This window comes from Streptomyces sp. ISL-1, assembly GCF_018614585.1.
Taxonomy (GTDB): Bacteria; Actinomycetota; Actinomycetes; order Streptomycetales; family Streptomycetaceae; genus Streptomyces; species Streptomyces maoxianensis.
Genome location: NZ_JAGGOI010000001.1, coordinates 17,802 through 42,549, shown reverse-complemented (window position 1 = coordinate 42,549; position 24,748 = coordinate 17,802). Strand labels below are relative to the sequence as shown.

Below are 24,748 nucleotides of genomic sequence, written 5' to 3'. Positions count from 1 at the left end.
GATCTATGGAGGGGTAAGAACTCTATGTGTGGAATTGTCGGATACATCGGCAAGCGTGATGTGGCACCGCTGCTGCTCGAAGGCCTGCAGCGGCTGGAGTACCGGGGATACGACTCCGCGGGCATCGTGATCACGAGCCCCAAGGCCGCCGGACTCAAGATGGTCAAGGCCAAGGGCCGCGTCCGTGACCTGGAGGCCCGCGTCCCCAAGCGCTTCGCCGGCACCACCGGCATCGCCCACACCCGCTGGGCCACCCACGGCGCCCCCAGCGACGAGAACGCCCACCCCCACCTCGACCCCGAGAACAAGGTCGCGATCGTCCACAACGGCATCATCGACAACGCCTCGGAACTGCGCGCCAAGCTCGTCGCCGACGGCGTCGTCTTCGCCTCCGAGACGGACACCGAGGTGCTCACCCACCTCATCGCCCGCTCCCAGGCCGAGACCCTGGAGGAGAAGGTCCGCCAGGCGCTGAAGGTGATCGAGGGCACATACGGCATCGCCGTCATGCACGCCGACTTCAACGACCGCATCGTCGTGGCCCGCAACGGCTCCCCGGTCGTCCTCGGCATCGGCGAGAAGGAGATGTTCGTCGCATCCGACGTCGCCGCGCTGGTCGCCCACACCCGTCAGATCGTCACCCTCGACGACGGCGAGATGGCCACCCTCAAGGCCGACGACTTCCGTACGTACACCACCGAGGGTTCGCGCACGACGGCTACGCCGACCACCGTGGAGTGGGAGGCCGAGTCGTACGACATGGGCGGCCACGACACGTACATGCACAAGGAGATCTCCGAGCAGGCCGACGCCGTGGACCGCGTGCTGCGCGGCCGTATCGACGACCGGTTCTCCACCGTGCACCTGGGCGGCCTGAACCTGGACGCCCGCGAGGCGCGCGGCATCCGCCGGGTGAAGATCCTCGGCTGCGGCACCTCGTACCACGCGGGCATGATCGGCGCCGGTCTCATCGAGTCGCTTGCCCGCATCCCCGCGGATGCCGAGCCGGCCTCGGAGTTCCGCTACCGCAATCCGGTCGTGGACCCCGACACCCTCTACATCGCGGTCTCCCAGTCGGGTGAGACCTACGACGTACTCGCCGCCGTCCAGGAGCTCAAGCGCAAGGGCGCGCGCGTCCTCGGCGTGGTGAACGTGGTCGGCTCGGCGATCGCCCGCGAGGCCGACGGCGGCACGTATGTGCACGCGGGCCCCGAGGTCTGCGTCGTCTCCACCAAGTGCTTCACCAACACCGTGGTCGCCTTCGCGCTGCTCGCCCTGCATCTGGGCCGGATCCGCGACCTCTCGGTCTCCGAAGGCAAGCGGATCATCGAGGGCCTGCGCAAGCTGCCCGCGCAGATCACCGAGATCCTCGAGAACGAGGCCGAGATCAAGAAGCTGGCGGAGGAGTACGCGGGCGCCAAGTCGATGATGTTCATCGGCCGGGTACGCGGCTACCCGGTGGCGCTCGAGGCCTCTTTGAAGCTCAAGGAGATCTCCTACATCCACGCGGAGGCCTACCCGGCCTCCGAGCTCAAGCACGGCCCGCTGGCCCTGATCGAGCCGGCGCTGCCGACGGTCGCGATCGTCCCGGACGACGAGCTGCTGGAGAAGAACCGCGCGGCCCTGGAAGAGATCAAGGCCCGCAGCGGCAGGATCCTCGCGGTCGCGCACCGCGAGCAGGAGAAGGCCGACCACACGATCATCGTGCCGAAGAACGAGAACGAGCTGGACCCGATCCTGATGGGCATCCCGCTCCAGCTCTTCGCGTACCACACCGCGCTGGCCATGGGCCGGGACATCGACAAGCCGCGCAACCTGGCGAAGTCCGTCACGGTCGAGTAGTTCGGCCCGTACGGCCTTTACGGCCCGTACAGACAGGGGCGGTCCCCCCGCGCATTGCCACCTTTGCGCGCGCAGGGGGACCGCCCTTTCGTCAGCCGGCGCAGCCCAACACGCCGGCCTGTGGCTGCCTCAGCCGGTGGCCGTCACTCCACGGCCGGCAGCACGTCCGGAGAAGGTCGGCCACTTGGCGAGGGCGGCCGTCGCGCCGTACCAGGCGGCGAGACCCGCGACCGCACCGATCCAGCCGCCCGCCTTGGCGAGGCCGTCGTTCTCGGCGAACGACGCTATGCCGAGCAGCAGCAGCGTGACGAACAGCAGCCCGTACACGCCCTGTCCGAACAGTCCGCTGCCCGCGGACGCCACTGTCAGGGTCAGTGCGAGCAGCGCCCAGAGCAGCAGGAAGAGGCCTGCCGCCTCTCCGGTGACTTCTGCGCCGACGCCGGTTCCCCAGGTGAACCAGAAGGCGCCGAGGCCCGAGAACGCCGTGCCCGTACCGGCGTTGCCCGCGCGGAATTCGAGCAGCCCGGCGATGAACAGTGCGACGCCGCCGACCCAGGTCGCGAGACCGGCAGCGTCTGCCGCATTCACGTTGTCGATCACGCCGGTGTTGCCAACTCCGAACGCCAGCAGGGTCAGTCCGAGTGCGAGGTGGCCGAGAGTCTGTGTAGATGAAGTAACGCTTCCCGCAGAGACTTCGTTGTCCACGGCGGGCTCCCTTCGTGTCCTGTGCAGTTGTGCTGCTTCCCAGCGACCGGTATGTACCCTTCACAAGCGCACAATCCACCTGTACGGACGGGTAGTTTCCCTGCAAATGAAGGGAGTTGACGCTGCCTCACCTGGGCTGACGCCGGGATTGCGGGATGGACACGACAAGGCGTACGACGGGTTATGACGATCAGTGACGAGCGGACTACAGCACGTTACGGGATCACTTACGGGATCACGACGACCGGACGCTGGGCGCGCCGCGCGAGCCGCCCGGCCACCGAGCCGAAGATGCGTCCGACGATGCCGTGCGTCGAGCCGACCACGATCGCGTCGGCCGAATACTCCCGGCCGACCTCTTCCAGCTCATGACAGATGTCGCCGCCGCGCTCGACCAGGATCCAGGGCACCTCGGTGAGATAGTCCGCGCAGGCCAACTCCAGGCCGAGCACCTCAGTACGGTGATCGGGGACGTCCACGAAGACGGGGGGCTCGCAGCCCGCCCAGACCGTGGTCGGCAGCCGGTTGGCGACGTGGACGATGATCAGGCCGGAGCCGGATCGCCTGGCCATGCCGATGGCGTACGCGAGCGCCCGCTCACTGGAGGTGGAGCCGTCGAAGCCGACGACGACTCCGTGCCGGAACGCTGGATCGCAGGAATGACATGTCTCTTCCGCCGCTTGGAGGTCCGACAGGGGGTCGGCTACCTGCTTGCGGTCCGCGGGTTCAGGAATTTCGTGACCGGCCATCGGTGTCTCGGCGAAGAAGGCCCTCTTGCGAGGGATCGTCTCAGGGAGGGTGCGTCGGTTGGCATCGCGGCGGAGTAGTGTCCGGGAATCATCTTCCCTGGCGCATACCCCAAGGGTACGGCGACACTCCTCTCATGCCCAGAGCTGCTGCCCCTACGCGGCTTCCAGGGAGCATGCCCGAGCCCGCCCCGGATGGCAATGCCGCTTGGTGTGTACAGCGGTCTGCGCCTCGGCCGTCCGCCGGCCCTCCAGCAGCAGTCCACCGGCCCTCCAGTGATCCGGCCACCGATCCGCCCGTTGACGTCCGCGCCAGTGACCGGAAGGCTCCGCTCCTCGTTGCACCTCGGTCACCCCGCCGCCTCCAGGGAGCCTTTGTGCCCGCACGCCCGTCCGCCCCGGCCCCCGACCCCTCCCCGGCCCCGCAGCACGGACAGCGCGTCGAGGCCGCCCCGCGCCCCTCGTCCGACTCGGCGAGCGACGTGGTGCGCTGGGCGGCGTTCAGCTGCGTGGTCGTCCCTGTCGTGCTGGTCGTGTACGGGACGTCGGTCGGCGGGGCGGCCGCCGCTGCCCTCGGCCTCGCCGCCGTGACGGCCGCCTGCCGGGTACTGCTGCGCCGGTCCGAGCGCCGTGCGCCTCGCGGCCGGGCCGCCGAGTCGGCGCAGCCCCGCGGCCGTCGCGCGCGGACCGTTCCCGGGGCGCGCCGCGGCGGTCGGCACGGAGCGGGAAGTGCGCCCGGCGACTGACGGGTTCACACACCCGCACCCGTATATTTTCAGCCAACTTCCCGCCACTGGCCCCTCGTTGGCGAAATGGCCTGCCAACCCCCTTGCCACCAGGGAAGAAAGGACCATTCGTGGCGCTCGCACCCTACGTGGACGGGCCATGCGTGCGAGGCGCACTTCCCTGCGGAGCCCCCGAGTGGAACGCTTCGTGATCGAATGCTTCGCGCCAAGTTGCCTTGTCGACATAGCGGGGCATGCCGAACTTGTCACGTCGGCGCCACGGGACACAGTAGATTCGATCATGAGTATCGAAGGCTCGGGACTCGTGCGAAACCGAGGGGAAACGTGCAGGAGCGAAAGGCCCGAAACGAACGGGGAGACGCGAACACCGAGGGGGGCTTAGCGTCATGAGTCAGGACTCCGCCGTACCGGAGGCAGCACGGAAGCTCTCCGGGCGCCGGCGCCGGGAAGTCGTCGCGGTGCTGCTGTTCAGCGGCGGCCCAATCTTTGAAAGTTCCATCCCGCTCTCGGTGTTCGGAATTGACCGTCAGGACGCCGGAGTTCCCCGCTACCGACTGCTCGTCTGCGGTGGCGAGGAAGGCCCGCTGCGGACCACCGGCGGGCTCGAACTGACCACGCCGTACGGCCTGGAGGCCATCGGCAGAGCGGGCACCGTCGTCGTACCGGCCTGGCGGTCGATCACCTCACCGCCACCGCCCGAGGCGCTCGACGCGCTGCGCCGGGCGCATGAGGAGGGGGCCCGGATCGTCGGGCTGTGCACCGGCGCGTTCGTGCTCGCCGCGGCCGGGCTGCTGGACGGCCGCCCGGCCACCACCCACTGGATGTACGCGCCGACTCTGGCCAAGCGGTATCCGTCCGTCCATGTCGATCCGCGCGAGCTGTTCGTCGACGACGGCGATGTGCTCACCTCCGCGGGGACGGCGGCCGGAATCGACCTCTGCCTCCACATCGTGCGCACCGACCACGGCACCGAGGCAGCCGGGGCGCTGGCCCGCAGGCTGGTCGTGCCGCCGCGCCGCAGTGGCGGACAGGAGCGTTATCTGGACAGGTCTTTACCAGAGGAAATCGGGTCGGACCCGCTGGCCGAGGTCGTCTCCTGGGCGCTGGAGCATCTCCATGAACAGTTCGACGTGGAGACGCTGGCGGCCCGGGCGTACATGAGCCGGCGTACCTTCGACCGGCGATTCCGGTCGCTGACCGGCAGCGCGCCGCTGCAGTGGCTGATCACCCAGCGAGTGCTGCAGGCCCAGCGGCTGCTCGAGACCTCCGACTACTCGGTCGACGAGGTCGCGGGCCGCTGCGGCTTCCGCTCGCCGGTGGCGCTGCGTGGCCACTTCCGGCGTCAGCTGGGCTCGTCCCCGGCCGCGTACCGGGCCGCCTACCGGGTCCGTCGGCCACAGAGCGACTCCGCCCCGCCCGCGGTGGTGGAGGCGGTCGTCCCGGCACAGGCCACCGCCCAGGCCAGGCGTGCCGCCGCGGCGGCGGGACCCTCGGGCCCCGCGGCCACCTCGGCCGCGCCACCGGAGTTGGGAAAGCCTCCGTCGGACGCGTACGCGACAGGTCACGGCCGCCCGAGCCTGCCCGGCCAGCGGAGCGCGCCATAAGGTAGGACGCATGAACGATCGCATGGTGTGGATCGACTGCGAGATGACCGGGCTCTCGTTGACGGACGACGCACTAATCGAGGTGGCCGCACTGGTCACCGACTCGGAACTGAACGTGCTCGGCGAAGGGGTGGACATCGTGATCCGCCCGCCGGACGCGGCGCTGGAGACGATGCCCGAGGTGGTGCGGCAGATGCACACCGCCTCGGGCCTCCTCGACGAGCTGGCGGGCGGCACCACGCTCGCCGTCGCCGAGGAGCAGGTTCTGGCGTACGTACGCCAGCACGTGAAGGAGCCCGGCAGGGCCCCGCTGTGCGGAAACTCGGTCGGCACCGACCGCGGCTTCCTCCTGCGCGACATGCCGACGCTGGAGGACTATCTCCACTACCGGATCGTCGATGTCTCCTCGGTCAAGGAACTGGCCCGCCGCTGGTACCCGCGGGCTTACTTCAACAGTCCGGAGAAGAGCGGCAACCACCGGGCACTGGCTGACATCCGTGAATCCATCGCGGAGCTGCGCTACTACCGCGAGGCGGTCTTCGTGCCGCAGCCGGGACCCGACTCCGAGACCGCGAAGGCGATCGCGGCGAAGCACATCCTGCCCGCCCAGTAGCCGCCGCGCCGAGGGGGTTGAAACCCGGGCGCAAGCACCCTCCCCGACCCTGTACACTTTTCCTCGGCCGGTCGGGAGAAGGACCGGTCGTGGTGGGTATAGCTCAGATGGTAGAGCACCTGGTTGTGGTCCAGGATGTCGCGGGTTCGAGTCCCGTTACTCACCCTGACGATCAAGGGCCCCGGTTTTCGGACCGGGGCCCTTGATTCATTTCCGCATTCTTTCCGCCCATCCCCCTACGACGACTCGCGTACGACCAGCTCCGTCGGGAGCACGATCTGCGGCCGCTCGCCCGTGCGCCCCTCAATTTCCTGAAGCAGCACCTCGGCCATCGTGCGGCCCATCTCCTCGATCGGCTGGCGCACGCTGGTCAGCGCGGGGTCCATATGGCGGGCCACCGCCGAGTCGTCGAAGCCGACCAGGGCCACATCGTCCGGGATCCGGCGGCCGGCCTCCCGCAGCACCTGGCGGGCGCCCGCCGCCATCACGTCGGACGCCGCGAAGACCGCGTCCAGCTCCGGGCAGCGCCCGAGCAGCTCCCGCATCGCGCGGCGGCCGCCCTCCTCCGTGAAGTCGGCGGGGGCCGTCAGCCGGGCGTCAGGAGGCAGACCCGCCGCCGCGAGGGCGGCGCGGTAGCCGTCCAGGCGGCACTGGGCGCCGTACACATCCAGGCGTCCGGTGATCGTCGCTATCGCGCGACGGCCGCGGGCCGCGAGATGCGCGACGGCGCTGCGGGCGCCCTCGAAGTTGTCGGAGTCGACCGCGGCGAGTGTCTCGGCGGCCGACCTGCGGCCGCTGATCACAGCCGGTATCGAGAGGTCCTCCAGCATGTCGGGGATCGAGTCGTCGGCATGCACGGAGACCAGCAGCACGCCGTCGACGCGGTGGGCCGCCAGATACTGCCCGAGCCTGCGGCGCTCGCGGTCGCTGCCCGCCAGAGTCAGCAGCAGCTGCATGTCCGTCTCGGCGAGCGCGGCGCCGACACCGCGCACCATGTCGGAGAAGTACGGCTCGGCGAAGAACCGGTCCTCGGGCTCCGGGACGACGAGGGCGATCGCGTCGGTGCGGTTGGCGGCGAGCGCGCGGGCCGCGCGGTTGGGTACGTATCCGAGTTCGGCGACTGCGGCCTCGACGACGGCGCGCGTGCGATCGCTGACCCGCGGCGAACCGTTGATCACGCGGGAGACGGTGCCGCGTCCGACGCCGGCGCGTGCGGCGACCTCTTCGAGGGTGGGTCTGCCCGTGCCCCGCCCTCCGCTGCGCGTACGGATTGTCCGAGACACCATGACCGCCTCCCCAGGCTTACCCGTCCGAGAACATAACCTGCCGGGTGCCTTGACACCCCTTCCGAGAGCCGCGACCCTTCAACACATCACACATGGGAGCGCTCCCACAGCACCTGACTCATACATTACCCGCACGTTCCCCGCCCGAGCCGCAAAGCATCAAGGGCACTGCGCTGCACACCAGTTGGCCGGGGGGGCGGCACGTCAGGGCACAAGGAGGACGCGATGCGCAGGGCAGTAATCCTCGCGGTCGTCGCCGCGCTCGGCGCCGGGCTGCTGGCCGGCTGTGCCGAGGACAGCGGCGAACCCGCCGGCGGTGCGTCGAAGGGCGGCGGTGGGGGCAAGGGCAGGACCACGCTCACGGTTGGAGTCTTCGGCGCCTTCGGTCTGAAAGAGGCCGGCCTCTACGACGAGTACATGAAGCTCCACAAGAACATCGAGATCAAGCAGACCTCGATCGAGCGGAACGAGAACTACTACCCGCAGTTGCTGACGCACCTGGGCAGCGGCAGCGGTCTTGCCGACATCCAGGCCGTCGAGGTCAACAACATCGCCGAGATAACCGCGACGCAGGCGGGCAAACTGGTCGACCTGGGCAAGACCGAGGGGGTCCAGAAGGACGCCTTCCTGCCCTGGAAATGGGCGCAGGCCACCACCAAGGACGGCCGGACGATCGGGCTCGGCACCGACGTCGGCCCGCAGGGCATCTGCTACCGCAAGGACCTCTTCGCCAAGGCCGGGCTGCCCACCGACCGGGAGGCGGTCGGCAAGTTGTGGGCGGGCGACTGGAACAAGTACCTCGACGCGGGCAAGCAGTTCAAGACGAAGGCGCCCAAGGGCACGGCGTTCGTGGACTCCGCGTCCGGAGTGATGGCGGCGATCACCGGCAGTAACGCGAACCGCTTCTACGGCACGGACGGCAAGATCGTCTACAAGACCAACCCGGCCGTGAAGGAAGCCTGGGACATCGCGGCCCGGTTCGCGACGGAGGGTCTGACCGGCAAGCTCCAGCAGTTCACGCCGGCCTGGGACCAGGGCTACGCGAACGGCACCTTCGCCACCGTCTCCTGCCCGGCCTGGATGCTCGGCTACATCCAGGACAAGGGCGGGGCCGAAGGCAAGGACAAGTGGGATGTGGCCGCGGCCCCCAGGCCCAGCAACTGGGGCGGCTCCTTCCTGACCGTCCCCGAGGCGGGCAAGAACAAGGACGAGGCGGCGAAGCTCGCGGCCTGGCTGACCGCGCCCGCGCAGCAGGCGAAGCTCTTCACCGAGCGCGGGAGCTTCCCGAGCGCCAAGGCCGCGTATTCCCTGCCCGAAGTCTCCGGCGCCAAGCACGACTACTTCGCGGGCGCGCCCATCGGGCAGATCTTCTCGAGGGCCGCCGAGGGAGTGCCGGTCCAGATCATCGGGCCGAAGGACCTGATCATCGCGCAGAACCTGGCGGACGTCGGCATGCTCCAGGTCGACCAGAAGGGCCGGTCCTCCCAGCAGGGGTGGGACGCGGCGGTGAAGGCGATCGACAACGCGCTGGACCAGTGACCGGTATGGCAAGTGACGCACCGGCCGCCGCGCCCTCCAAGGGGGAGGAGGGCGCGGCACCGCGCGGCCAGGCCGACGGAGTGGCCGACGGTCGCCGGCGGGCACGGCGCAGCCGCCGCTACCGGCTGGACGTCAAGTGGAGTCCGTACGCCTTTGTGGCGCCGTTCTTCGTGTTCTTCCTGGCCTTTGGGCTCTTTCCGCTGCTCTACACCGGCTGGGCGTCGCTGCACCGGGTGGAGCTGACCGCGCCCACCGACATGGAGTGGGTGGGGCTGCGCAACTTCTCCCGCCTGCTCGAGGACGAGTTCTTCTGGAACGCTCTGAAGAACACCGTCACCATCGGCCTGATCTCCACGGTGCCGCAGTTGCTCATCGCGCTGGGCATCGCGCATCTGCTGAACTACCGGCTGCGCGGCTCGATGTTTTTCCGGGTGGTCGCGCTGACTCCGTACGCCACCTCGGTGGCCGCCGCGACCCTCGTCTTCGTGCTCCTCTTCGGTCGCGACTACGGAATGATCAACTGGGCGCTCGGACTGGCCGGCATCGACAACATCGACTGGCAGAACGGCGAATGGACCTCGCAGCTGGCGGTCTCCACGATCGTGATCTGGCGGTGGACGGGGTACAACGCGCTCATCTATCTGGCCGCTATGCAGGCCATCCCGCACGATCTGTACGAGTCGGCCGCGCTCGACGGGGCCTCGCGCCTGCAGCAGTTCATCCATGTCACCGTCCCTTCGCTGCGGCCCACGATCCTGTTCACCTGTGTGGTCTCGACGATCGGCGCGACCCAACTGTTCGGCGAGCCACTGCTGTTCAACGGCGGCGCGGGCGCGACCGGCGGCGCCGACCATCAGTTCCAGACGCTCGGGCTCTATCTGTACGAGCAGGGCTGGGTGAACCTCCACCTCGGGCGGGCGTCGGCGATCGCCTGGGCGATGTTCCTGATCCTGCTGGTGATCGGCGCGGTGAACTGGCTACTCGCCCGCCGGCTGAGCAAGAGCGCATAGGGGGATGACATGTTGAGCGCCAAACGTGCCGGACGTCAGCTGCACGGCGGCCGGATCACCTATGCCGTACTGATCGTGTTCACGGCCGGTTCCCTCTTTCCGCTGGTGTGGACGGCAGTCGCCGCCTCCCGCAACAGCTCCCGGCTCGCGCAGACTCCCCCGCCCTTCTGGTTCGGCAGCAATCTCTTCAAGAATCTCGAGATCGCCTGGACCGACGCCAATATGGGCACCGCCCTGCTCAACACCACGATCGTCGCCGGGTCGATCGCGGCCGGGACGGTGCTCTTCTCGACGCTCGCCGGCTTCGCCTTCGCCAAACTCCGCTTCCGCTTCAAGAACCTCCTGCTCCTGCTGGTGATCGGCACGATGATGGTGCCGCCGCAGCTCAGCGTCGTACCGCTGTACATGCTGATCGCCGAGCTGTCCTGGACCGACCAGCTGCAGTCCGTCATCCTGCCCACCCTGGTCAGCGCCTTCGGGGTGTTCTTCATGCGGCAGTACCTGATCGAGGCACTGCCCACCGAGCTGATCGAGGCGGCGCGGGTGGACGGCGGGAGCAGCTGGCGCGTGGTGTGGCACGTCGTCTTCCCCGCGGCGCGGCCCGCGATGGCGGTGCTGGGGATGCTGACCTTCGTGCTGGCGTGGAACGACTTCTTCTGGCCGATCATCGCGCTGACCCAGAACGGCAACCCCACCGTGCAGGTGGCACTGACCGGGCTCGGCCGCGGCTACATCCCCGACCAGTCGGTGATCATGGCGGGCGCGCTGCTCGGCACCCTGCCGCTGCTGATCGCCTTTGTCGTCTTCGGCAGGCACATCGTCGGCGGCATCATGCAGGGCGCGGTCAAGGGCTGACGCCTCCTCATGTTCCTGTAACCGACGCATATGTTCCTACGCACTTGTTGGGAGCTCACCCATGTCCATGACCTTTCCGCCGGCCTTCCTGTGGGGCACCGCGACCGCCGCGTACCAGATCGAGGGAGCGGTACGGGAGGGCGGCCGCACACCGTCGATCTGGGACACCTTCAGCCATACGCCCGGCAAGGTGGAGGGCGGTGACACCGGTGACACGGCGGTCGACCACTTCCACCGCCGCGCCGAGGACGTCGCGCTGATGGCGGGCCTCGGCGTCGGTGCGTACCGCTTTTCCGTCTCCTGGTCCCGGGTGCAGCCCACCGGCCGCGGCCCCGCCGTCCAGCGCGGCCTCGACTTCTACCGCGGCCTCGTCGACGATCTGCTCGACCACGGCATCCGTCCGGTGCTCACCCTCTATCACTGGGATCTGCCCCAGGAGCTGGAGACGGCGGGCGGCTGGCCCGAGCGGGACACCGCGCACCGCTTCGCCGACTACGCCCGTATCGTCGCCGAGGCGCTGGGCGACCGCGTGGATATGTGGACCACCCTCAACGAGCCCTGGTGCAGCGCCTTTCTCGGGTACGGCTCCGGAGTCCACGCGCCCGGCCGCACCGACCCGGTCGCCGCGCTGCGCGCCGCCCACCACCTCAACCTCGGCCACGGCCTGGCCGCCCAGGCGCTGCGCTCCGCTCTCCCCGCGGGCGCCCAGCTCTCCGTCAGCCTCAACCCGAGTGTGGTCAGAGCGAGCAGCCAGAGCCCCGCGGACCTGGACGCGCGCCGCCGTATCGACGCGCTCGCGAACCGCATCTTCGCGGACCCGATGCTCAAGGGCACATATCCGCGAGACCTCTTCGCGGACACCGGGGCCCTGACCGACTGGTCGTTCGTCCACGGCGACGATCTGGCCGTCATCAAACACCCCCTGGACTGGCTCGGACTGAATTACTACGCACCTTCAGTTGTATCGGCCTCCACTGACAATCGCCCCGAGCGCAACGACGGCCACGGCGCGAGCGAGCACTCGCCCTGGCCGGGCGCGGACTCGGTCTCCTTCCACCAGCCGCCGGGCGAGCGCACCGAGATGGGCTGGTCCGTCGACCCGACCGGTCTTCACAACCTGCTGCTGCACTACACCCGCGAGGCCCCCGGCCTGCCGCTGATGATCACCGAGAACGGCGCGGCGTACGTCGACAAGCCCGCGGCAGACGGTTCGGTCCACGACCCCGACCGCATCCGCTATCTGCACGGCCATCTCTCGGCCGTTCACCGGGCGATCGCCGACGGCGCCGATGTGCGCGGGTACTTCCTCTGGTCCCTGATGGACAACTTCGAGTGGTCCTACGGCAACGGCAAGCGTTTCGGCGCGGTGTACGTGGACTACGAGACGCTGGCCCGTACGCCCAAGTCGAGTGCGCACTGGTACGCGGCGCTGGCCCGGTCCGGGACGCTCCCGGAGCCGTCCCTCCCTCAGTGAATCATCCGCAGGTTACTCATCCGCAGAAAAGCGCGTCCCGGCCGGGTGGGGGGCAGTCCGGCCGGGACGCGCCGCGGGAGGTGGCGGCCTGGTGAGAGCTACTTGTAGGCGGCGAACGCCTTCGTGAAGGCCAGCGGCTCCTGGAGGATGGAGCTGCACGTGGCGTCGGCGGCCGGCTTCTCGCCGCCCGGGCACTGCTTGTCGCGCGTCGAGGACCACATGGCCAGCCAGCCCAGGTTCTTGGACTTGGCGAAGTCGACCAGCTGCGTGGCGTCGTCGACCTTGAAGATCTCGGTCACGACGTCGTTGACGCCGATCATCGGGGTGACCGCGACGGCCTTCCAGGCGGCCGCGTCGGACAGCCCGAGCACGCCCTTGATCTGGGCCTGGGTGGCGGTCGCCGCCTGAATGGCGTACTGGCCCATGTCACCGCTGTAGGCCGGTCCGTAGTCCATCGCCATGATGTTGACCGCGGCGACCTTCACGCCGTTCTTCTTGGCGTCGGCGATCAGATCCACGCCGGGCTGGGTCAGCCCCTCGGGCATGACGGGCAGCGTGAAGGAGACGTCGAGGCCCGGGTGGGACTTCTGGAGCTGCGCGATCGCCTGCGAGCGGCGGGAGTTGGCGGCGGTGTCCGGCAGGGCCGCGCCCTCGATGTCGAAGTCGACCTTGGTGAGCTTGTACTCGTCGATGACCTTGCCGTACGCCTTCGCGAGGTCGTCGGCGGAGGAACAGTTCAGCGCCAGCTCGTGGCCGGCCGCGCCGCCGAAGGAGACCCGGACGTCGCCGCCCTTGGCGCGCAGCGCGCCTATCTGGGCCGCCACCTTGTCGCTGCCGAGGTCGGTGACGCCGCCCCAGAGCGGGGCGCAGCTGCCGCCGGAGGTGATGAAGGCGAGGTTGAACTCCTTGACCCCGGTCCTGGTTGCGGTGTCCAGCAGGTCGTATGCCGGGTAGAGCGAGGTGTCGATGTACGGCGCGAAGCCCGCGCCGGCGCCCGTACCGCCGCCCGGCGTCTCGGTGGGGGTGGGCGCCGGGGTCGGCTTCTGCGTGGGCGTGGCGCTCGGCGTCTTGGTCGGCGCGGGGCCCGGGGTCTTGGTGGGGGTGGGCTGCTCGGTGGGGCGACCGCTCGGCTGCGGCGTCGCGCCCTCGTCGACGGAGCACTTGGCCGTGTTGATGAGACAGGAGGTCGGGTCGCCGGCCCTGCCGCCGGCGGAGGTGACGAAGCCGACGGTCACCGACTTGCCGGGGGCGAGCACCTTGTTCCAGCTCGCGGGCTTCACGGTGACGTGCTGCCCCTTCGCGGTGTGCTCGCCGTTCCACAGCGAGCCGATCGTGGTCCCCTCGGGCAGATCGAACTCGAGCGTCCAGTCCGACTGCGCCTTGTCGGTGGAATTGGTGATGACGTACTGGCCGGTGTAACCACCCGTCCAGGAACTCGTCTTGGTGTACGCGGCGCCTACGGACGCGGCCTGCGCGGTGCCCGTGAGGGCGAACGCCGCGCCGCCGATGACGGCGGCGGCGACGACCGCGCCGACCGCCTTGGTCTTCGCGCTCGCCCTGCGCCGGTGCGTACTGCTGCCCATTGCGTGCCTGCCTCTGCGTTACGGGGGGTGGGGGTGTGGCAGCACGCTAGCGGCCCGGAACCGGACAAATAACCGGTTCCGGGCGGGGGTTGAGCATTTTATGACGCCCTTAAGGAGGGCATCGGAACGGATTAATGGTCGAGACCAGCAGACGGACTCGCCGGCCACCGGAGGCCCCCGGTCACCTCACCAGGCGGAGGCCCCTGCGGCGTCTGTCCGTCCCGCGGTGGCCGCGCCGCCGCTCCTCCCGCACGCCCTCGCGCGAGTCGAGCCCGATCCAGATGCGTACCTCGGTGCCGCCGAGCACCGAGCTGCCGATCCGCACGTCCCCGCCCGTCGACTCCGCCACCCGGCGCACTATGTCCAGGCCGAGACCCGTCGAGCCGTCCCTGCCGCCGCTGTTGCCACGCGCCATGGCCGCCTCCGGGTCGGTGATCCCGGGGCCGGCGTCAGAGACCAGCACGATGACCGCGTCCTCGCTGTTGTGGACGTCGACCGAGAAGGCCGTGCCCTCCGGGGTGTGCCGGAAGACATTGCCGAGCAACGCGTCGAGCGCGGCGGCCAGTTCGGGGCGCGCGACCGGGATGCGTACGGGACGGCCGACGCCCGCGACCCGCACCTTGCGGCCCTCGTCCTCCGCCAGTGCCGACCAGAAGTCCATCCGCTCCCGGACGACCTCGGAGGCGTCGCATCCCGCGCCGGGGCCTGTCGCCGCGGTCTGCGGCTTGGCCTCGCGCGCCGTGCGGATGATCGTGTCGACCTCGCACTCCAGCTGCTCGACCGCGGCCCTGGTCTGGTCGGCGGCGGGTCCCTCGCCGAGCGAGGCGGCGTTGAGGCGCAGCACCGTGAGCGGCGTACGCAGCCGGTGCGACAGGTCGGCGGCCAGCTCGCGCTCATTGGCGAGGAGCTGGACCACCTGGTCGGCCATGGAGTTGAAGGCGATCGCGGCGGACCTCAGTTCGGGCGGCCCCTCCTCGGGGACGCGCGCCCCGAGCCTGCCCTCGCCCAGGTCGTGCGCGGCGCCCGCGAGGCGCTGGGCGGGCTGCACCATGCGGATGCCGAGCCGGTCGGCGACCGCGACCGAGCCGACGATCAGCGCGATGCCGACACCGGCGAGCACCAGCCAGGCGGTGTCCACGCCGTTGGAGACCTCGCCCTCCGGCACAAACACCTCGACGACGGCGATCTGTCCGGTGCTGATCGCGGTGGGCTGGAGCAGCGCGGAGCCGCCGGTCACCTCGGTGATGGAGGCGCGGCCGAGCCGCTGCGTGGTCACCAGGTCCTTCTGGGTGGCCCGGCGGGTGCCGATGTCCACCGGCGCTACGCCCGGCTCGCCGGAGGCGGGTATGTGCACGGCCATCCGACCGGCCGCTCCGGCCTGGGTGGACAGCACCGCCCGCTCCAGCGAATCGCGGTCGGCGGTGATGGAGAGGGTGGGGCCGATGGCGGCGGCCTGCCGCTCGGCGTTGGAGAAGGCCCGGTCCCTGGCCATCTCCTTGATGACAAGCCCGAGGGGGATCGCGAAGGCGATCACGACCATGGCGGTGACCGCCAGCGAGACCTTGACCAGCGCCCATCTCATGGCATGAGTCCGTTCATGGCATGTGTCGATTCATGGTCCATGTCCGTTCATCACCCGTGTCCGTTCATCGCATGTGTCCGTTCGGCGGCTCCAGCTTCACGCCGACGCCGCGGAGGGTGTGCAGATAGCGGGGCCTGGCCGCCGTTTCGCCCAACTTCCGTCGCAGCCAGGACAGATGGACGTCGATGGTCTGGTCGTCGCCGTAACTGAGCTGCCAGACCTCGGCGAGCAGCTCCTTGCGCGGTACGACAACGCCGGGGCGCCCGGCCAGGAACGCCAGCAGGTCGAACTCCCGCCGGGTCAGGTCGAGTGCCGCCCCGTCCAGCTCGGCCTGGCGGCGCAACGGATCGATGGAGAGCCCGCCGACCTGGAGGACGCCCGAGGGCGGGGCGTCCCCGGCGGCGCGCGAGCGGCGCAGCACGGCCGCCATCCGCGCGGACAGGTGCTCCACCGAGAAGGGCTTGATGAGGTAGTCGTCGGCGCCGTCGTTGAGCAGCCTTACGATCTCCGCCTCGTCGTCCCGCGCGGTCGCGATGATCACTGGTACGTCGGTGATTCCGCGCAGCATCTTCAGCGCCTCGGCCCCGTCCAGATCGGGGAGGCCGAGATCCAGGATGACCAAGTCGAAACGGAAATGAGCCACTTCGCGCAGCGCCTCGAGGGCTGTGCCGACGCTCCGTACGGTGTGGGAGGCCTCGGTCAAGTGCCGTATGAGGGCGGAGCGTACGAACTGGTCGTCCTCGACCACGAGCACACTTGCCATGGGCGGCACCGTACGCCATACGCGGGACGCCGGTCCCCGTAGGGACAGTTGTGGGGCGCGTGGTGCAGTATGGCCCGGATGCATCGAGGACTGGTACATGCCATGGCATGGTCGCTGTCCACCGGCGCCGCGGTCACGCTGTCCTGGTGGGGCGTCCACACTGTCATGTCCGGGACCGCCTACGACCGGCCCCGCGCGCTGCCCATCACCGCGGGCGGCGCCACCACGCAGGGTGCGAAGCCGCAGGCATCATCCACGCAGCGGGCGCCGAGCCCGACGCCGTCGAAGCCGGCCGCTTCCGGCAAGAGCGGTGCGCCGTCGGCCACTCCACCTGCCGGAAAGCCGAGCAAGACCGAGCCGCCGGCGCCGCCCGCCCCGGCGGAGCCGACGCCCGGGAACGTGAAGGGCTACACGGTCGACGGTGGCCGGGTCGTCTTCGACATCGGCGAGTCGTCGGCGGAGCTGGCCTCGGCGACGCCGCACGCCGGCTGGCAGATGCAGGTCTGGAAGCAGCCCACGTGGATCCGGGTGACCTTCACCAAGGACGGCCGTGAGGTCTCGGTCTTCTGCACCTGGAACGGCCACCCTCCGATGGTCGAGTTCGACGAGCGCTGACGATCAGGACCGTCCGGAGCGGCGACAGACCCGCCGTCGGCAGGATCCGCCATCGCGCTAACGGAACGTCGCGGACGGCGGTACGGGTGAGGGCTTCGCGCTCGCGTCGGTGACCACGGCCGCGCCGCCCGTGAAGTCGGTGAGCGCCCTGCCGTGTTCGACCCGGCCGGGGTGCGGGTCGCTCGCGACGCGGCGGGTCAGCTCGGCGACGGGCAGCGGAACGTCGGACGCGACCAGCACCGCATTGCCGAAGCGGCGTCCGCGCAGCACCGTCGGGTCGGCGGCGAGCGCGAGTTCGGGGAAGACCGCGGCGGCGGTGGCGACCTGGGCGCGCAGATGGGCGAGCGGGGGGCCGTCGGCGAGGTTCGCGGCGTACAGCCCACCCGGCCTCAGGACCCTGCGCACCTCGGCGAGGAATTCTGTGCTGGTCAGATGCGCGGGGGTGCGGGCTCCGCTGAAGACGTCGGCGATCAGGAGGTCCGCCCAGCCGTCCGGGACCTTGCCGAGCCCGGCGCGGGCGTCGGCAGACCGGACGCGTATCCGGGCTCCGGGGTCCAACGGGAGCTGCTTACGGACCAGTTGGACCAGCATGGCGTCCAACTCGACGATCTGCTGGGTGGAACGGGGGCGGGTGGCCGCGATGTAGCGGGCGAGAGTGAAGGCCCCGCCGCCGAGATGCACGACCTGGAGGGGGCGGCCCGGCGGGGCGGCGAGATCGGCGACATGGCCGAGGCGTCGCTGGTACTCGAAGGAGAGATGGACCGGATCGTCGAGGTCGACATGGGACTGCGGGGCGCCGTCGAGGAGCAGCGTCCAGCCGCGCGGGCGCTCGCGGTCGGGTATCAGCTCGGCGAGCCCGCCGTCGACCTGCTCGACGACGGGTTCGGGACTGCCTGCCCCGCCGGTACGGCTGCGCCGCTTGCTCTTTGCCACGAGCCCATTATCGGCTCGGTGAGGACGGGCGGCTCAGCGACCCGGTCTCAGCAACAGTTGTCGGCGGCCTCGATGAGGCGGGCCGCCTCGCCGAGCGCCTCGCGCAGCACCACCGGGTCGGTGACCGGGTCGGCGTCGCCCGGCGGCAGCAGCCAGCCGGTGCGGCTGCCGGTGCCGACGCCGGTGCCGGTGCCACTGCCGGTGAGCGGGGGTTCGGCAGGGATCCGCAGACCGCGTCCCGACGTCTGCGTACAGGCGCTTCCCGGCACGTCCCAGCCGTCCGCGGTGCCGGGCGGCACCAGGAAGCCGAGGGTGTCGCGGGCGCCGTCGTGGAGCACCGGGCCGACGGCCGGTGCGGCGCCACGGCGCAGGATGTCGACGGCCTCGAGCCCCTGCCGGGCGGGGACGGTCACCAGGTCGCACGGCTCGGCGTCGTCACCGGGCGGTGCGCTGCTGTCCGGAGTTGGCCTGTGCTGAGCAGTCGTCGCAGTCGTACGTGAACCGCCGTTGGCGCTGGCCTCCATGCCGGTCTCCAACAAGGGGATCCCCTCCTCGCTCGAGTGGAGACACGTATCGCGCCTCCGGATGGTTCAACGCCCGTTCGCGTCAAGGGCTACGGCGGCACGCCGCCGCAAAGGATGGCAGTTCATGGCAGATCGAGGGGGAGATATCCCTTTTGTAGCTAAACCCTGCGTGTGCGACCCATCACAGCAGGTACGTTCTTGCTCCGCCGGAACACGGCTGCACCAAGAGAGGGCTCGGCCATGGCGTCATCGTCACAGGCATCGCGGGCAGTTCCCAACCGGGCGGTTCCCAACCTCGCCTTCCGCCGCCTGCGGGGGCCGCGCTCGCCGGGGGAGTTCGCGGCGAGTGTGCGCAAGGCGGCTCGGGAGATCGGCGAGCAGGTCTCGTGCGACGCCCGCTACATCGGGCGCGTCGAGGCCGGCGAGATCCGCTGTCCGAACTACGCGTACGAGCGGGTGTTCCTGCACATGTTCCCCGGTCTGACGCTGGCGGACCTGGGGTTCGCGGCGAGGGAACAGGTGCGGGGCGGCGGCCGGGGACGGCCGCCCGAACCTTTCGGCCCCCGAGAGACCCGCGAACTTTTCGACAGCGACAGCAACAGTCACAGCGACATCGACGAGGAGAGCGACGTGCTGCGTCGCGCATTCATGACGAGCGGCTCCGCCACGGTGGCGGCCGCGTCCCTCGGGCTCGGTCCCGGTCCCGGTCCCGGTCGTGTGCCCGCACAGCGACGCGTCGGCGAGACGGAGGTGAACGCCGTCGAGGACGCGGTACGGCGGATCCGGCTGCTCGACGACCGGCACGGCGCGGACGGGCTCTACCGGCGGGCCGCGCAGCCGCTACGGGCGGCGTACGCACTGCTCGACGCGAGCACCGCCGCGCGCCGCTCCACGGCGGACCGGCTCCACGCGGGCGCGGGCGAACTGGCCATCTCGGTGGGCTGGCTGGCGCACGACTCGGGCCGGTTCGACGACGCCCGGTCGCACTACGCGGAGGCGCTGGCGACCGCTCGGGTGGGGGGCGATCCGGCGCTGGAGGCGCACGCGTTCTGCAACACGTCCTTCCTGGCGCGGGACGCCGGCCGCCACCGGGAGGCGGTCCGCTCGGCCCAGGCGGGCCAGCGCGCGGCGCGGCATGTGGCCTCGCCACGCCTGCTGTCCCTGCTCTCGCTCCGGGAGGCGGGCGGCTGGGCGGGGCTCGGGGACCGTACGGGCTGCGAGAAGTCCCTGGCACGGGCGTACGCGTACTTCGACCGGGGCCCGGCGGACACGGATCCGGAGTGGATGTCCTTCTTCGGCGAACCGGAATTGGAAGCGCTGCAGGCGCAGTGCTGGGCGGCCCTCGGCGAGTGGCCCCGAGCCGCCCGCCACGCCCGCCGTGCGGCGACCCTCCAGGACACCCGCTTCACCCGCAACCTGGCTCTGTACCGGGCGGAACTGGCGGCGGACCTGGCCCGCGCCGGAGCCCCGGAAGAGGCGGCGGAGGCGGGCCACCAGGTGCTGGACCTGGCAGAGGTCCAGTCGTCACGCATCCAGTCGATACTGTCGGACACGGCGAGGGTGCTGCTGCCGAGGCGGAGGACAGGGGCGGTGGGGACGTTCCTGGAGCGGCACCAGGAATCTCTGCGGAGGGCGTGAGGGCGGGCGCCGCGCGGGATCCACGGCGCGGGTCCTTCGGCACACGGGGCCGCGGCCTTCGGCGAGCGGGTGCGGGTCGTTGCCGCGGGCGCCGGTCTTTGGCGCACGGGGCGCGGGTCCTTCGGCGCACGGGTGCCGGGTCGTTGCCGCGCGGGGTGCAGGTCGTTGCCGCGCGGGCGCCGGTCAAGGCGCACGGGGCGCCCGGTCTTCGGCGCAGGGGGCGCGGATCTTTGGCGCAGGGGAGAATCTTTGGCGCACGGTCGCGGGTCGCGGGTCGCCGGTCAACCGGCTCGCGGCGCGTACCCGGCGGGAAACTCAGCCCTCCAGATGGGCCGTGTCGTTCCACCGCTCCATCGCCGGCGCCCCGTACGCCCACCCGAGCACCGACAGACTCGTCGGATCCAGCTTGATCCGCGCCGCGAACGCCGGGTCCAGGCCCAGCCACCGCGCCCCCAGCACCCGCAGAATGTGGCCGTGCGCGAAGACCAGCACGTCGCGGTCGGCCGAGCGCGCCCACTCCACCACCTCGTCCGCCCGCGCGCCCAGTTCCGCCAGGGTCTCGCCGTCCGGGACGCCGTCGCGCCAGATGAACCAGTCCGCGCGCTCCGCGTGGATGTCCGCCGGAGCCAGGCCCTCGTACGCCCCGTAGTCCCACTCCATCAGCGCGTCCCACTCGGTCGCCCGCTCCCCGAACCCGGCCAGCGCGCAGGTCTCCACCGCCCGCGCCAACGGGCTCGTCCGGACCTCGACGCCCTCCAGGCCCGACCACGGCGCCCGGTGCAGCCGCTCCCCGAGCAGTTTCGCCCCGCGTCTGCCCTCATCGAGCAGCGGGATGTCCGTCCTGCCGGTGTGCTTGCCGAGCAGTGACCATTCCGTCTGGCCGTGCCGGGCGAGCAGGATGCGCGGTGCCATGCGGGGTCTCCCTCAGGTTCACATCGGGTGGCCTTCCATCATCTCGCACCTGAACGCGAGGCAACCTCCAAGTCGGTCTCAGCGTCCTGCTACAGGCGGGACACGCCGACGGGGCGTCGCCCTATACACCGTACGGTCGAGCGGTGGCCGATGGCCGCCTGAACACAAACGGGAGAAACGTTCGGATGCCGTACCCCGCGCCCCGCCATCGGCCCCGCTGGTGGACCGAACTGACCCTGATAGCAGTGGTGTACGCCGCCTACTCGGCGGGCCGGCTGCTCGCCCGGGGCGATGTGACAACCGCGGTCGACCACGGAATGGCGATACTCCGGGCCGAGAAGGCCCTCCTCCTGAACGCCGAGCACCCGCTCAACCGCCTCTTCACCCAGACCCCCGCCCTCGGCATCCCCGCCGACTTCGCGTACGCGTCGCTGCACTATCTGGTCACCCCCGCCATCCTCGTCTGGCTCTTCCGGCGCCGCCCCGCCCGCTACCACGCCGCCCGCACCTGGCTGATGCTCTCCACACTGCTCGGCCTCGTCGGCTTCACGCTGCTGCCGACCTGCCCGCCGCGGCTGCTCGACGCCGGCCAGGGGTTCGTCGACACGATGGCGCAGTACAGCTCGTACGGCTGGTGGGGCGGCGAGGCGAGTGCGCCGCGCGGCTTGGGCGCGATGACCAACCAGTACGCCGCGATGCCGAGTCTGCACGTCGGCTGGGCGCTGTGGTGCGGCGTGATGCTGTGGCGTCACGGGCGCACACCGCTGATGAAGGTCCTCGGCGTCGCCTACCCGCTGCTCACCACGCTCGTGGTCATGGGCACGGCGAACCACTACTTCCTGGACGCGGTCGCAGGCGCCGCCGTGATGGGCGTCGGCGCGCTGCTGACGCGGCCCGCGATGCGCCTCGCCGACCGGGTGCGCACACGCGTCCGGGCCGCTCCTTCCGGCTCGAAGTCCCCGATTGTCAGTGCCGGATGCGAGACTTCCGCGGGTGAGCGAATCCCTGGACAGCGGACCTCCTCCGCAGGCGCCGACGACAGCACTCCGGCAGCGGCTCGCTGAGCTGCGCGGCCCCGCCGCCCAGCCGCATCCGCTCGACGCCCGCGCGCTGGCCGCCCTCGCGGCGAACCCCGGCTGCAAGCGGCGCGCGCTGCTGGACGGCGCCGGGGTGGACAAGGCGGCGCTCGCCTCCGCGCTGGGATCCCCGGCGGCGTTCGGCCAGTCGCAGTTCGCGTTCATGCGCGGCAATGCCTTCGAGGCCAAGGTCAAGGCCGACGGCGGTACGGAAATGATGCGGCTGCTGGGCGTGGACGCCCCGGCCGAGGTCCGGGTGCCCGATCTGTCGGCGGCCGGTCCCGAGGGCCGGGCAGCGCGTACGGCGCTGGCACTGCGCGAGGCGACCGCGGCCGGCGTCGGGGACGGGGCCTGGACGCTGCTCGACCACCCCCTGCTGGCGCTGGAGGTCGCGGGCTCGCCCGCCTATCTGGAACCTGACGCGGTGGTCGTCCACCCCGACGGGCGGTGGACGGTCGTCGAGATCAAGTCCTTCCCGATGATCGACGCGTCGGCGGACGCGGCGAAGGTCGGCGCGGCCGCACGCCAGGCCGCGGTGTATGTGCTGGCGCTGGAGCGGGTCGCCGCGCTGACGGACGGCGCGAAGGTCGCGCACTCGGTGCTGCTGGTCTGCCCCAAGGACTTCTCCAATCTGCCGACCGGCTCCGTCGTCGACGTACGCAAGCAGTTGTCGGTCACCCGCCGCCAGCTGGCCCGGCTGACCCGGATCGAGGACATCGCCGCGGCGCTGCCCGAGGGCACGACTTTCGACCTGGAGCGGCCGGCACAGGAGCTGACGGCGGCGGTCGAGTCGGTTTCCGCGGCGTACGCCCCCGAGTGCCTGGCCGCGTGCGAGCTGGCCTTCCACTGCCGTGACCGGGCCCGCGAGTCGGGCGCGGTCGAGGCGCTGGGCCCTGGGATGCGCGGCGAGCTGGGCGGGCTGACGACGATCGGCGACGTCCTGGCGGCGGCGCGGGGGTCCGCGGGCGATCCGAACGACCCGGCGGTGGCCGCCCTGCGCAGGGCGGCGGCGCTGCGGGCCGAGGCGCTGGAGGAGGCCGGATGTCGCTGATCTCCACGCTCGCCCGGCTGGAGGCCGTGGAGTCCGGGCGGGCCCGGCCACTGGCGACGGTGCGGCACCGGCATCTGTCCGAGAGGCCGCTGGTCTTCGTGCCGCTCACCACGGCGGGTGAGGCGGGGGCGCCGCTGGGCGCGCTGGTCGGCACCGATCCGCAGGAGCCGCGGCTGCTCGTCGTGGCGCAGCCCCGCGACCGGGATCTGCGCTTCGCGTTCCTCGCGGAGCTGGCCGACGCGCTGCTGCCGCATCTGGATGCCTACACCGACGACGTCGAGCCCGCCGAGCGTGGGGGCACCTCCCGGCCGAAGGCTGGGGGAGATGTGGACCCCGAGACCGGCAAGAGGGTCAAGGTCGAGGTCGAACTGTGCGCGGACGCACCGCAGTTGATCGTGCCGGCCCGGGCCGGCATCGACTTCGTACGGCTGCTCGGCCGGTCGATGCGGTTCCGGCGTACGGCGGAGGAGGACCCCGACGCGCCCTACCCCGCGCCGCCGCGCGTGCCGCTGCTCGGCCGCTGGCTCACGCACTACGGCGAACGGGCCCGGGTGCCCGGCTCCTCGCTGCTCCTCGCCGCGACCGATCTGCTGAACCGGCACTGGGCGAGCGGCCAGTCCAGCCTGGAGGACCAGCATCTGGGCGCGCTGCTCGCCTGGATCGATCCAGGCGAGGGGGAATCGGGGGCCCAGGCGGCGCTGCGGGCCGAGCTGACGCGGGACCGGGACGGGCAGCTGCTCTGCCCGCCTGCCGGGCCGGCCACCGATCCGGCCTTCGACAACAGGCTGCTGGCCCCGGCCGTGGAGCGCTACGACCGGGCACGGCAGGCGCTCGGCGCGGCGGAGGAAGGCGTGATGGCGGATGCCCGGCTGGGTGAACTGACCGTCGCCGAGCGGGAGATCCGCCGGCTGGTACTGACCCAGCTGCAGCCCACGTGGCACGCGGTGTGGCGCGGCCTGGAGCTGTTGCGTGAGCTGCCGGAGGGCTCCAGGGCGGCGGACCGCTGGACCCGGGACCGCTGGTCGTTCACCGCTCACCGCGATCGCGTACGAGCGGGCGAGCCGCCGCAGCCACGCCGCGACGACGCGGTGACGGCCGCTCAGAAGCTCGCCTCCCGCGAGACGGCACAGGCGCAGCTGGAGGCCCAGGAGGCGCTGGACGACCCACTCGTGCTCGCGGGACGCAGGCTGGCGGGCGAGGCTTTCCTGAGCGAGGTGACGGAGGTCGTGATGGCCTGGTCGGACTCGAAGCGCCCGAGCCCGCGTCCGCTCCTCACGGTCCGCACGGACGACCGCCCGCAGCTGGCCGAGCGGGCGAAGGTGTACCGCTCGCTGGAGGGCAAGCCGCAGACGGCGGAGTTCGTACGGTACGACGCGGAGGGGACGCTGGTGCTGCGGCTGACGGACCGCATGGGCCGCGCCAAGGACCCGGCCGAGGGCTCGGTCCCGCAGAAGGGCGACCGGATCGCCTGGACCCTGTTCGAACACGACCAGCGGGGCGGCCCGAAGCTCCCGGCCCGGGAGGAAACCCCGTGGACCCACGGCGGGCCCCCCGGCACGTCGGCTCAGAGCCCGGACCCTGTGACCCCGGAGGACGTGCTGTGACCCGGCCCGAGCAGGGCCGCGTGGGGCTTTCCCACTCGCCCGCCGTC

General features: G+C 70.9%; 22 protein-coding genes and 1 tRNA gene. 14 read left to right on the top strand and 9 right to left on the bottom strand.

All coding sequences use genetic code 11. From position 1 onward, the window contains the following. Nucleotides 1-24 precede the first annotated feature (24 nt). Nucleotides 25-1,842 carry a glutamine--fructose-6-phosphate transaminase (isomerizing) gene (gene glmS / locus J7E87_RS00200; RefSeq protein WP_215088847.1) on the top strand — a complete coding sequence of 606 codons (1,818 nt, stop codon included), beginning with the start codon at nt 25-27 and terminating at the stop codon, nt 1,840-1,842. 129 nt (nt 1,843-1,971) lie between these two features. Here glmS and J7E87_RS00195 read toward each other — a convergent pair whose 3' ends face one another. Further along, nucleotides 1,972-2,547, bottom strand: a complete 576-nt coding sequence (locus J7E87_RS00195; protein ID WP_215088846.1) for an acetate uptake transporter — start codon at nt 2,545-2,547, stop codon at nt 1,972-1,974. A 227-nt stretch (nt 2,548-2,774) separates the two neighbouring features. Further along, nucleotides 2,775-3,296 (bottom strand): universal stress protein, encoded by a 522-nt coding sequence (locus J7E87_RS00190; RefSeq protein ID WP_215088845.1) that lies wholly within the window; start codon nt 3,294-3,296, stop codon nt 2,775-2,777. Between the two features lie 374 nt (nt 3,297-3,670). On the opposite strand from J7E87_RS00190, the gene J7E87_RS00185 reads away from it, so the two are divergent. From J7E87_RS00185 to J7E87_RS00170, 4 genes are all read left to right on the top strand, one after another. Further along, the gene (locus J7E87_RS00185) at nt 3,671-4,039 is read left to right on the top strand and encodes a hypothetical protein (RefSeq protein ID WP_374195104.1); all 369 of its coding nucleotides are present in this window, start codon (nt 3,671-3,673) and stop codon (nt 4,037-4,039) included. Nucleotides 4,040-4,425: 386 nt separating this feature from the next. Further along, a complete protein-coding gene (locus J7E87_RS00180) occupies nt 4,426-5,643 on the top strand; it encodes a GlxA family transcriptional regulator (protein ID WP_215088844.1) in 1,218 nt (405 codons plus the stop codon). Nucleotides 5,644-5,653: 10 nt separating this feature from the next. After that, complete coding sequence (gene orn / locus J7E87_RS00175) at nt 5,654-6,256, top strand: oligoribonuclease (protein WP_215088843.1); 603 nt, start codon at nt 5,654-5,656, stop codon at nt 6,254-6,256. A 92-nt stretch (nt 6,257-6,348) separates the two neighbouring features. Then, a tRNA-His gene (locus J7E87_RS00170) sits at nt 6,349-6,421 on the top strand. A 71-nt stretch (nt 6,422-6,492) separates the two neighbouring features. Here the strand turns inward: J7E87_RS00170 and J7E87_RS00165 are convergent. After that, nucleotides 6,493-7,542, bottom strand: a complete 1,050-nt coding sequence (locus tag J7E87_RS00165; RefSeq protein WP_215088842.1) for a LacI family DNA-binding transcriptional regulator — start codon at nt 7,540-7,542, stop codon at nt 6,493-6,495. Between the two features lie 225 nt (nt 7,543-7,767). Between J7E87_RS00165 and J7E87_RS00160 the strand changes: the two genes are divergently transcribed. From J7E87_RS00160 to J7E87_RS00145, 4 genes are all read left to right on the top strand, one after another. Next, the gene (locus J7E87_RS00160; RefSeq protein ID WP_215088841.1) at nt 7,768-9,081 is read left to right on the top strand and encodes an extracellular solute-binding protein; all 1,314 of its coding nucleotides are present in this window, start codon (nt 7,768-7,770) and stop codon (nt 9,079-9,081) included. Between the two features lie 5 nt (nt 9,082-9,086). Continuing rightward, nucleotides 9,087-10,091 carry a carbohydrate ABC transporter permease gene (locus J7E87_RS00155; protein WP_215088840.1) on the top strand — a complete coding sequence of 335 codons (1,005 nt, stop codon included), beginning with the start codon at nt 9,087-9,089 and terminating at the stop codon, nt 10,089-10,091. Between the two features lie 9 nt (nt 10,092-10,100). Continuing rightward, nucleotides 10,101-10,946 (top strand): carbohydrate ABC transporter permease, encoded by an 846-nt coding sequence (locus J7E87_RS00150; protein WP_215088839.1) that lies wholly within the window; start codon nt 10,101-10,103, stop codon nt 10,944-10,946. A gap of 61 nt (nt 10,947-11,007) precedes the next feature. After that, nucleotides 11,008-12,420 carry a GH1 family beta-glucosidase gene (locus J7E87_RS00145; RefSeq protein ID WP_215088838.1) on the top strand — a complete coding sequence of 471 codons (1,413 nt, stop codon included), beginning with the start codon at nt 11,008-11,010 and terminating at the stop codon, nt 12,418-12,420. Between the two features lie 98 nt (nt 12,421-12,518). Here J7E87_RS00145 and J7E87_RS00140 read toward each other — a convergent pair whose 3' ends face one another. The 3 genes from J7E87_RS00140 to J7E87_RS00130 form a co-directional block, all read right to left on the bottom strand. Then, nucleotides 12,519-14,003: a cellulose binding domain-containing protein gene (locus J7E87_RS00140; protein ID WP_215088837.1), complete on the bottom strand. Its 1,485-nt coding sequence runs from the start codon at nt 14,001-14,003 to the stop codon at nt 12,519-12,521. Between the two features lie 181 nt (nt 14,004-14,184). Beyond that, on the bottom strand, nt 14,185-15,585 hold the full coding sequence (locus J7E87_RS00135) for a HAMP domain-containing sensor histidine kinase (RefSeq protein ID WP_215088836.1): 1,401 nt from the start codon (nt 15,583-15,585) through the stop codon (nt 14,185-14,187). Nucleotides 15,586-15,649: 64 nt separating this feature from the next. Further along, nucleotides 15,650-16,348 (bottom strand): response regulator transcription factor, encoded by a 699-nt coding sequence (locus J7E87_RS00130; protein ID WP_215088835.1) that lies wholly within the window; start codon nt 16,346-16,348, stop codon nt 15,650-15,652. Nucleotides 16,349-16,417: 69 nt separating this feature from the next. Between J7E87_RS00130 and J7E87_RS00125 the strand changes: the two genes are divergently transcribed. Next, nucleotides 16,418-16,963, top strand: a complete 546-nt coding sequence (locus tag J7E87_RS00125; RefSeq protein ID WP_215088834.1) for a hypothetical protein — start codon at nt 16,418-16,420, stop codon at nt 16,961-16,963. 57 nt (nt 16,964-17,020) lie between these two features. On the opposite strand, the gene J7E87_RS00120 is transcribed toward J7E87_RS00125, so the two are convergent. Beyond that, nucleotides 17,021-17,896, bottom strand: a complete 876-nt coding sequence (locus J7E87_RS00120) for a spermidine synthase (RefSeq protein ID WP_215088833.1) — start codon at nt 17,894-17,896, stop codon at nt 17,021-17,023. A 47-nt stretch (nt 17,897-17,943) separates the two neighbouring features. Then, nucleotides 17,944-18,420, bottom strand: coding sequence for a hypothetical protein (locus J7E87_RS00115; RefSeq protein WP_215088937.1), 477 nt, complete (start codon nt 18,418-18,420; stop codon nt 17,944-17,946). A gap of 240 nt (nt 18,421-18,660) precedes the next feature. On the opposite strand from J7E87_RS00115, the gene J7E87_RS00110 reads away from it, so the two are divergent. Further along, nucleotides 18,661-20,058: a tetratricopeptide repeat protein gene (locus J7E87_RS00110; protein ID WP_215088832.1), complete on the top strand. Its 1,398-nt coding sequence runs from the start codon at nt 18,661-18,663 to the stop codon at nt 20,056-20,058. A gap of 315 nt (nt 20,059-20,373) precedes the next feature. Here J7E87_RS00110 and J7E87_RS00105 read toward each other — a convergent pair whose 3' ends face one another. Next, nucleotides 20,374-20,970: a histidine phosphatase family protein gene (locus J7E87_RS00105; protein WP_215088831.1), complete on the bottom strand. Its 597-nt coding sequence runs from the start codon at nt 20,968-20,970 to the stop codon at nt 20,374-20,376. A 185-nt stretch (nt 20,971-21,155) separates the two neighbouring features. Between J7E87_RS00105 and J7E87_RS00100 the strand changes: the two genes are divergently transcribed. From J7E87_RS00100 to J7E87_RS00090, 3 genes are read left to right on the top strand one after another with little or no spacing between them, the layout of a single operon-like run. Continuing rightward, entirely contained in the window at nt 21,156-22,034 is an 879-nt protein-coding gene (locus J7E87_RS00100; RefSeq protein WP_215088830.1) for a phosphatase PAP2 family protein, read from the top strand. After that, nucleotides 21,964-23,097, top strand: a complete 1,134-nt coding sequence (locus tag J7E87_RS00095) for a hypothetical protein (RefSeq protein WP_215088829.1) — start codon at nt 21,964-21,966, stop codon at nt 23,095-23,097. The genes J7E87_RS00100 and J7E87_RS00095 overlap by 71 nt, the downstream gene beginning before the upstream one ends. Next, on the top strand, nt 23,088-24,701 hold the full coding sequence (locus J7E87_RS00090; protein WP_215088828.1) for a hypothetical protein: 1,614 nt from the start codon (nt 23,088-23,090) through the stop codon (nt 24,699-24,701). Before J7E87_RS00095 ends, J7E87_RS00090 begins: the two co-directional genes overlap by 10 nt. Nucleotides 24,702-24,748: the final 47 nt, after the last annotated feature.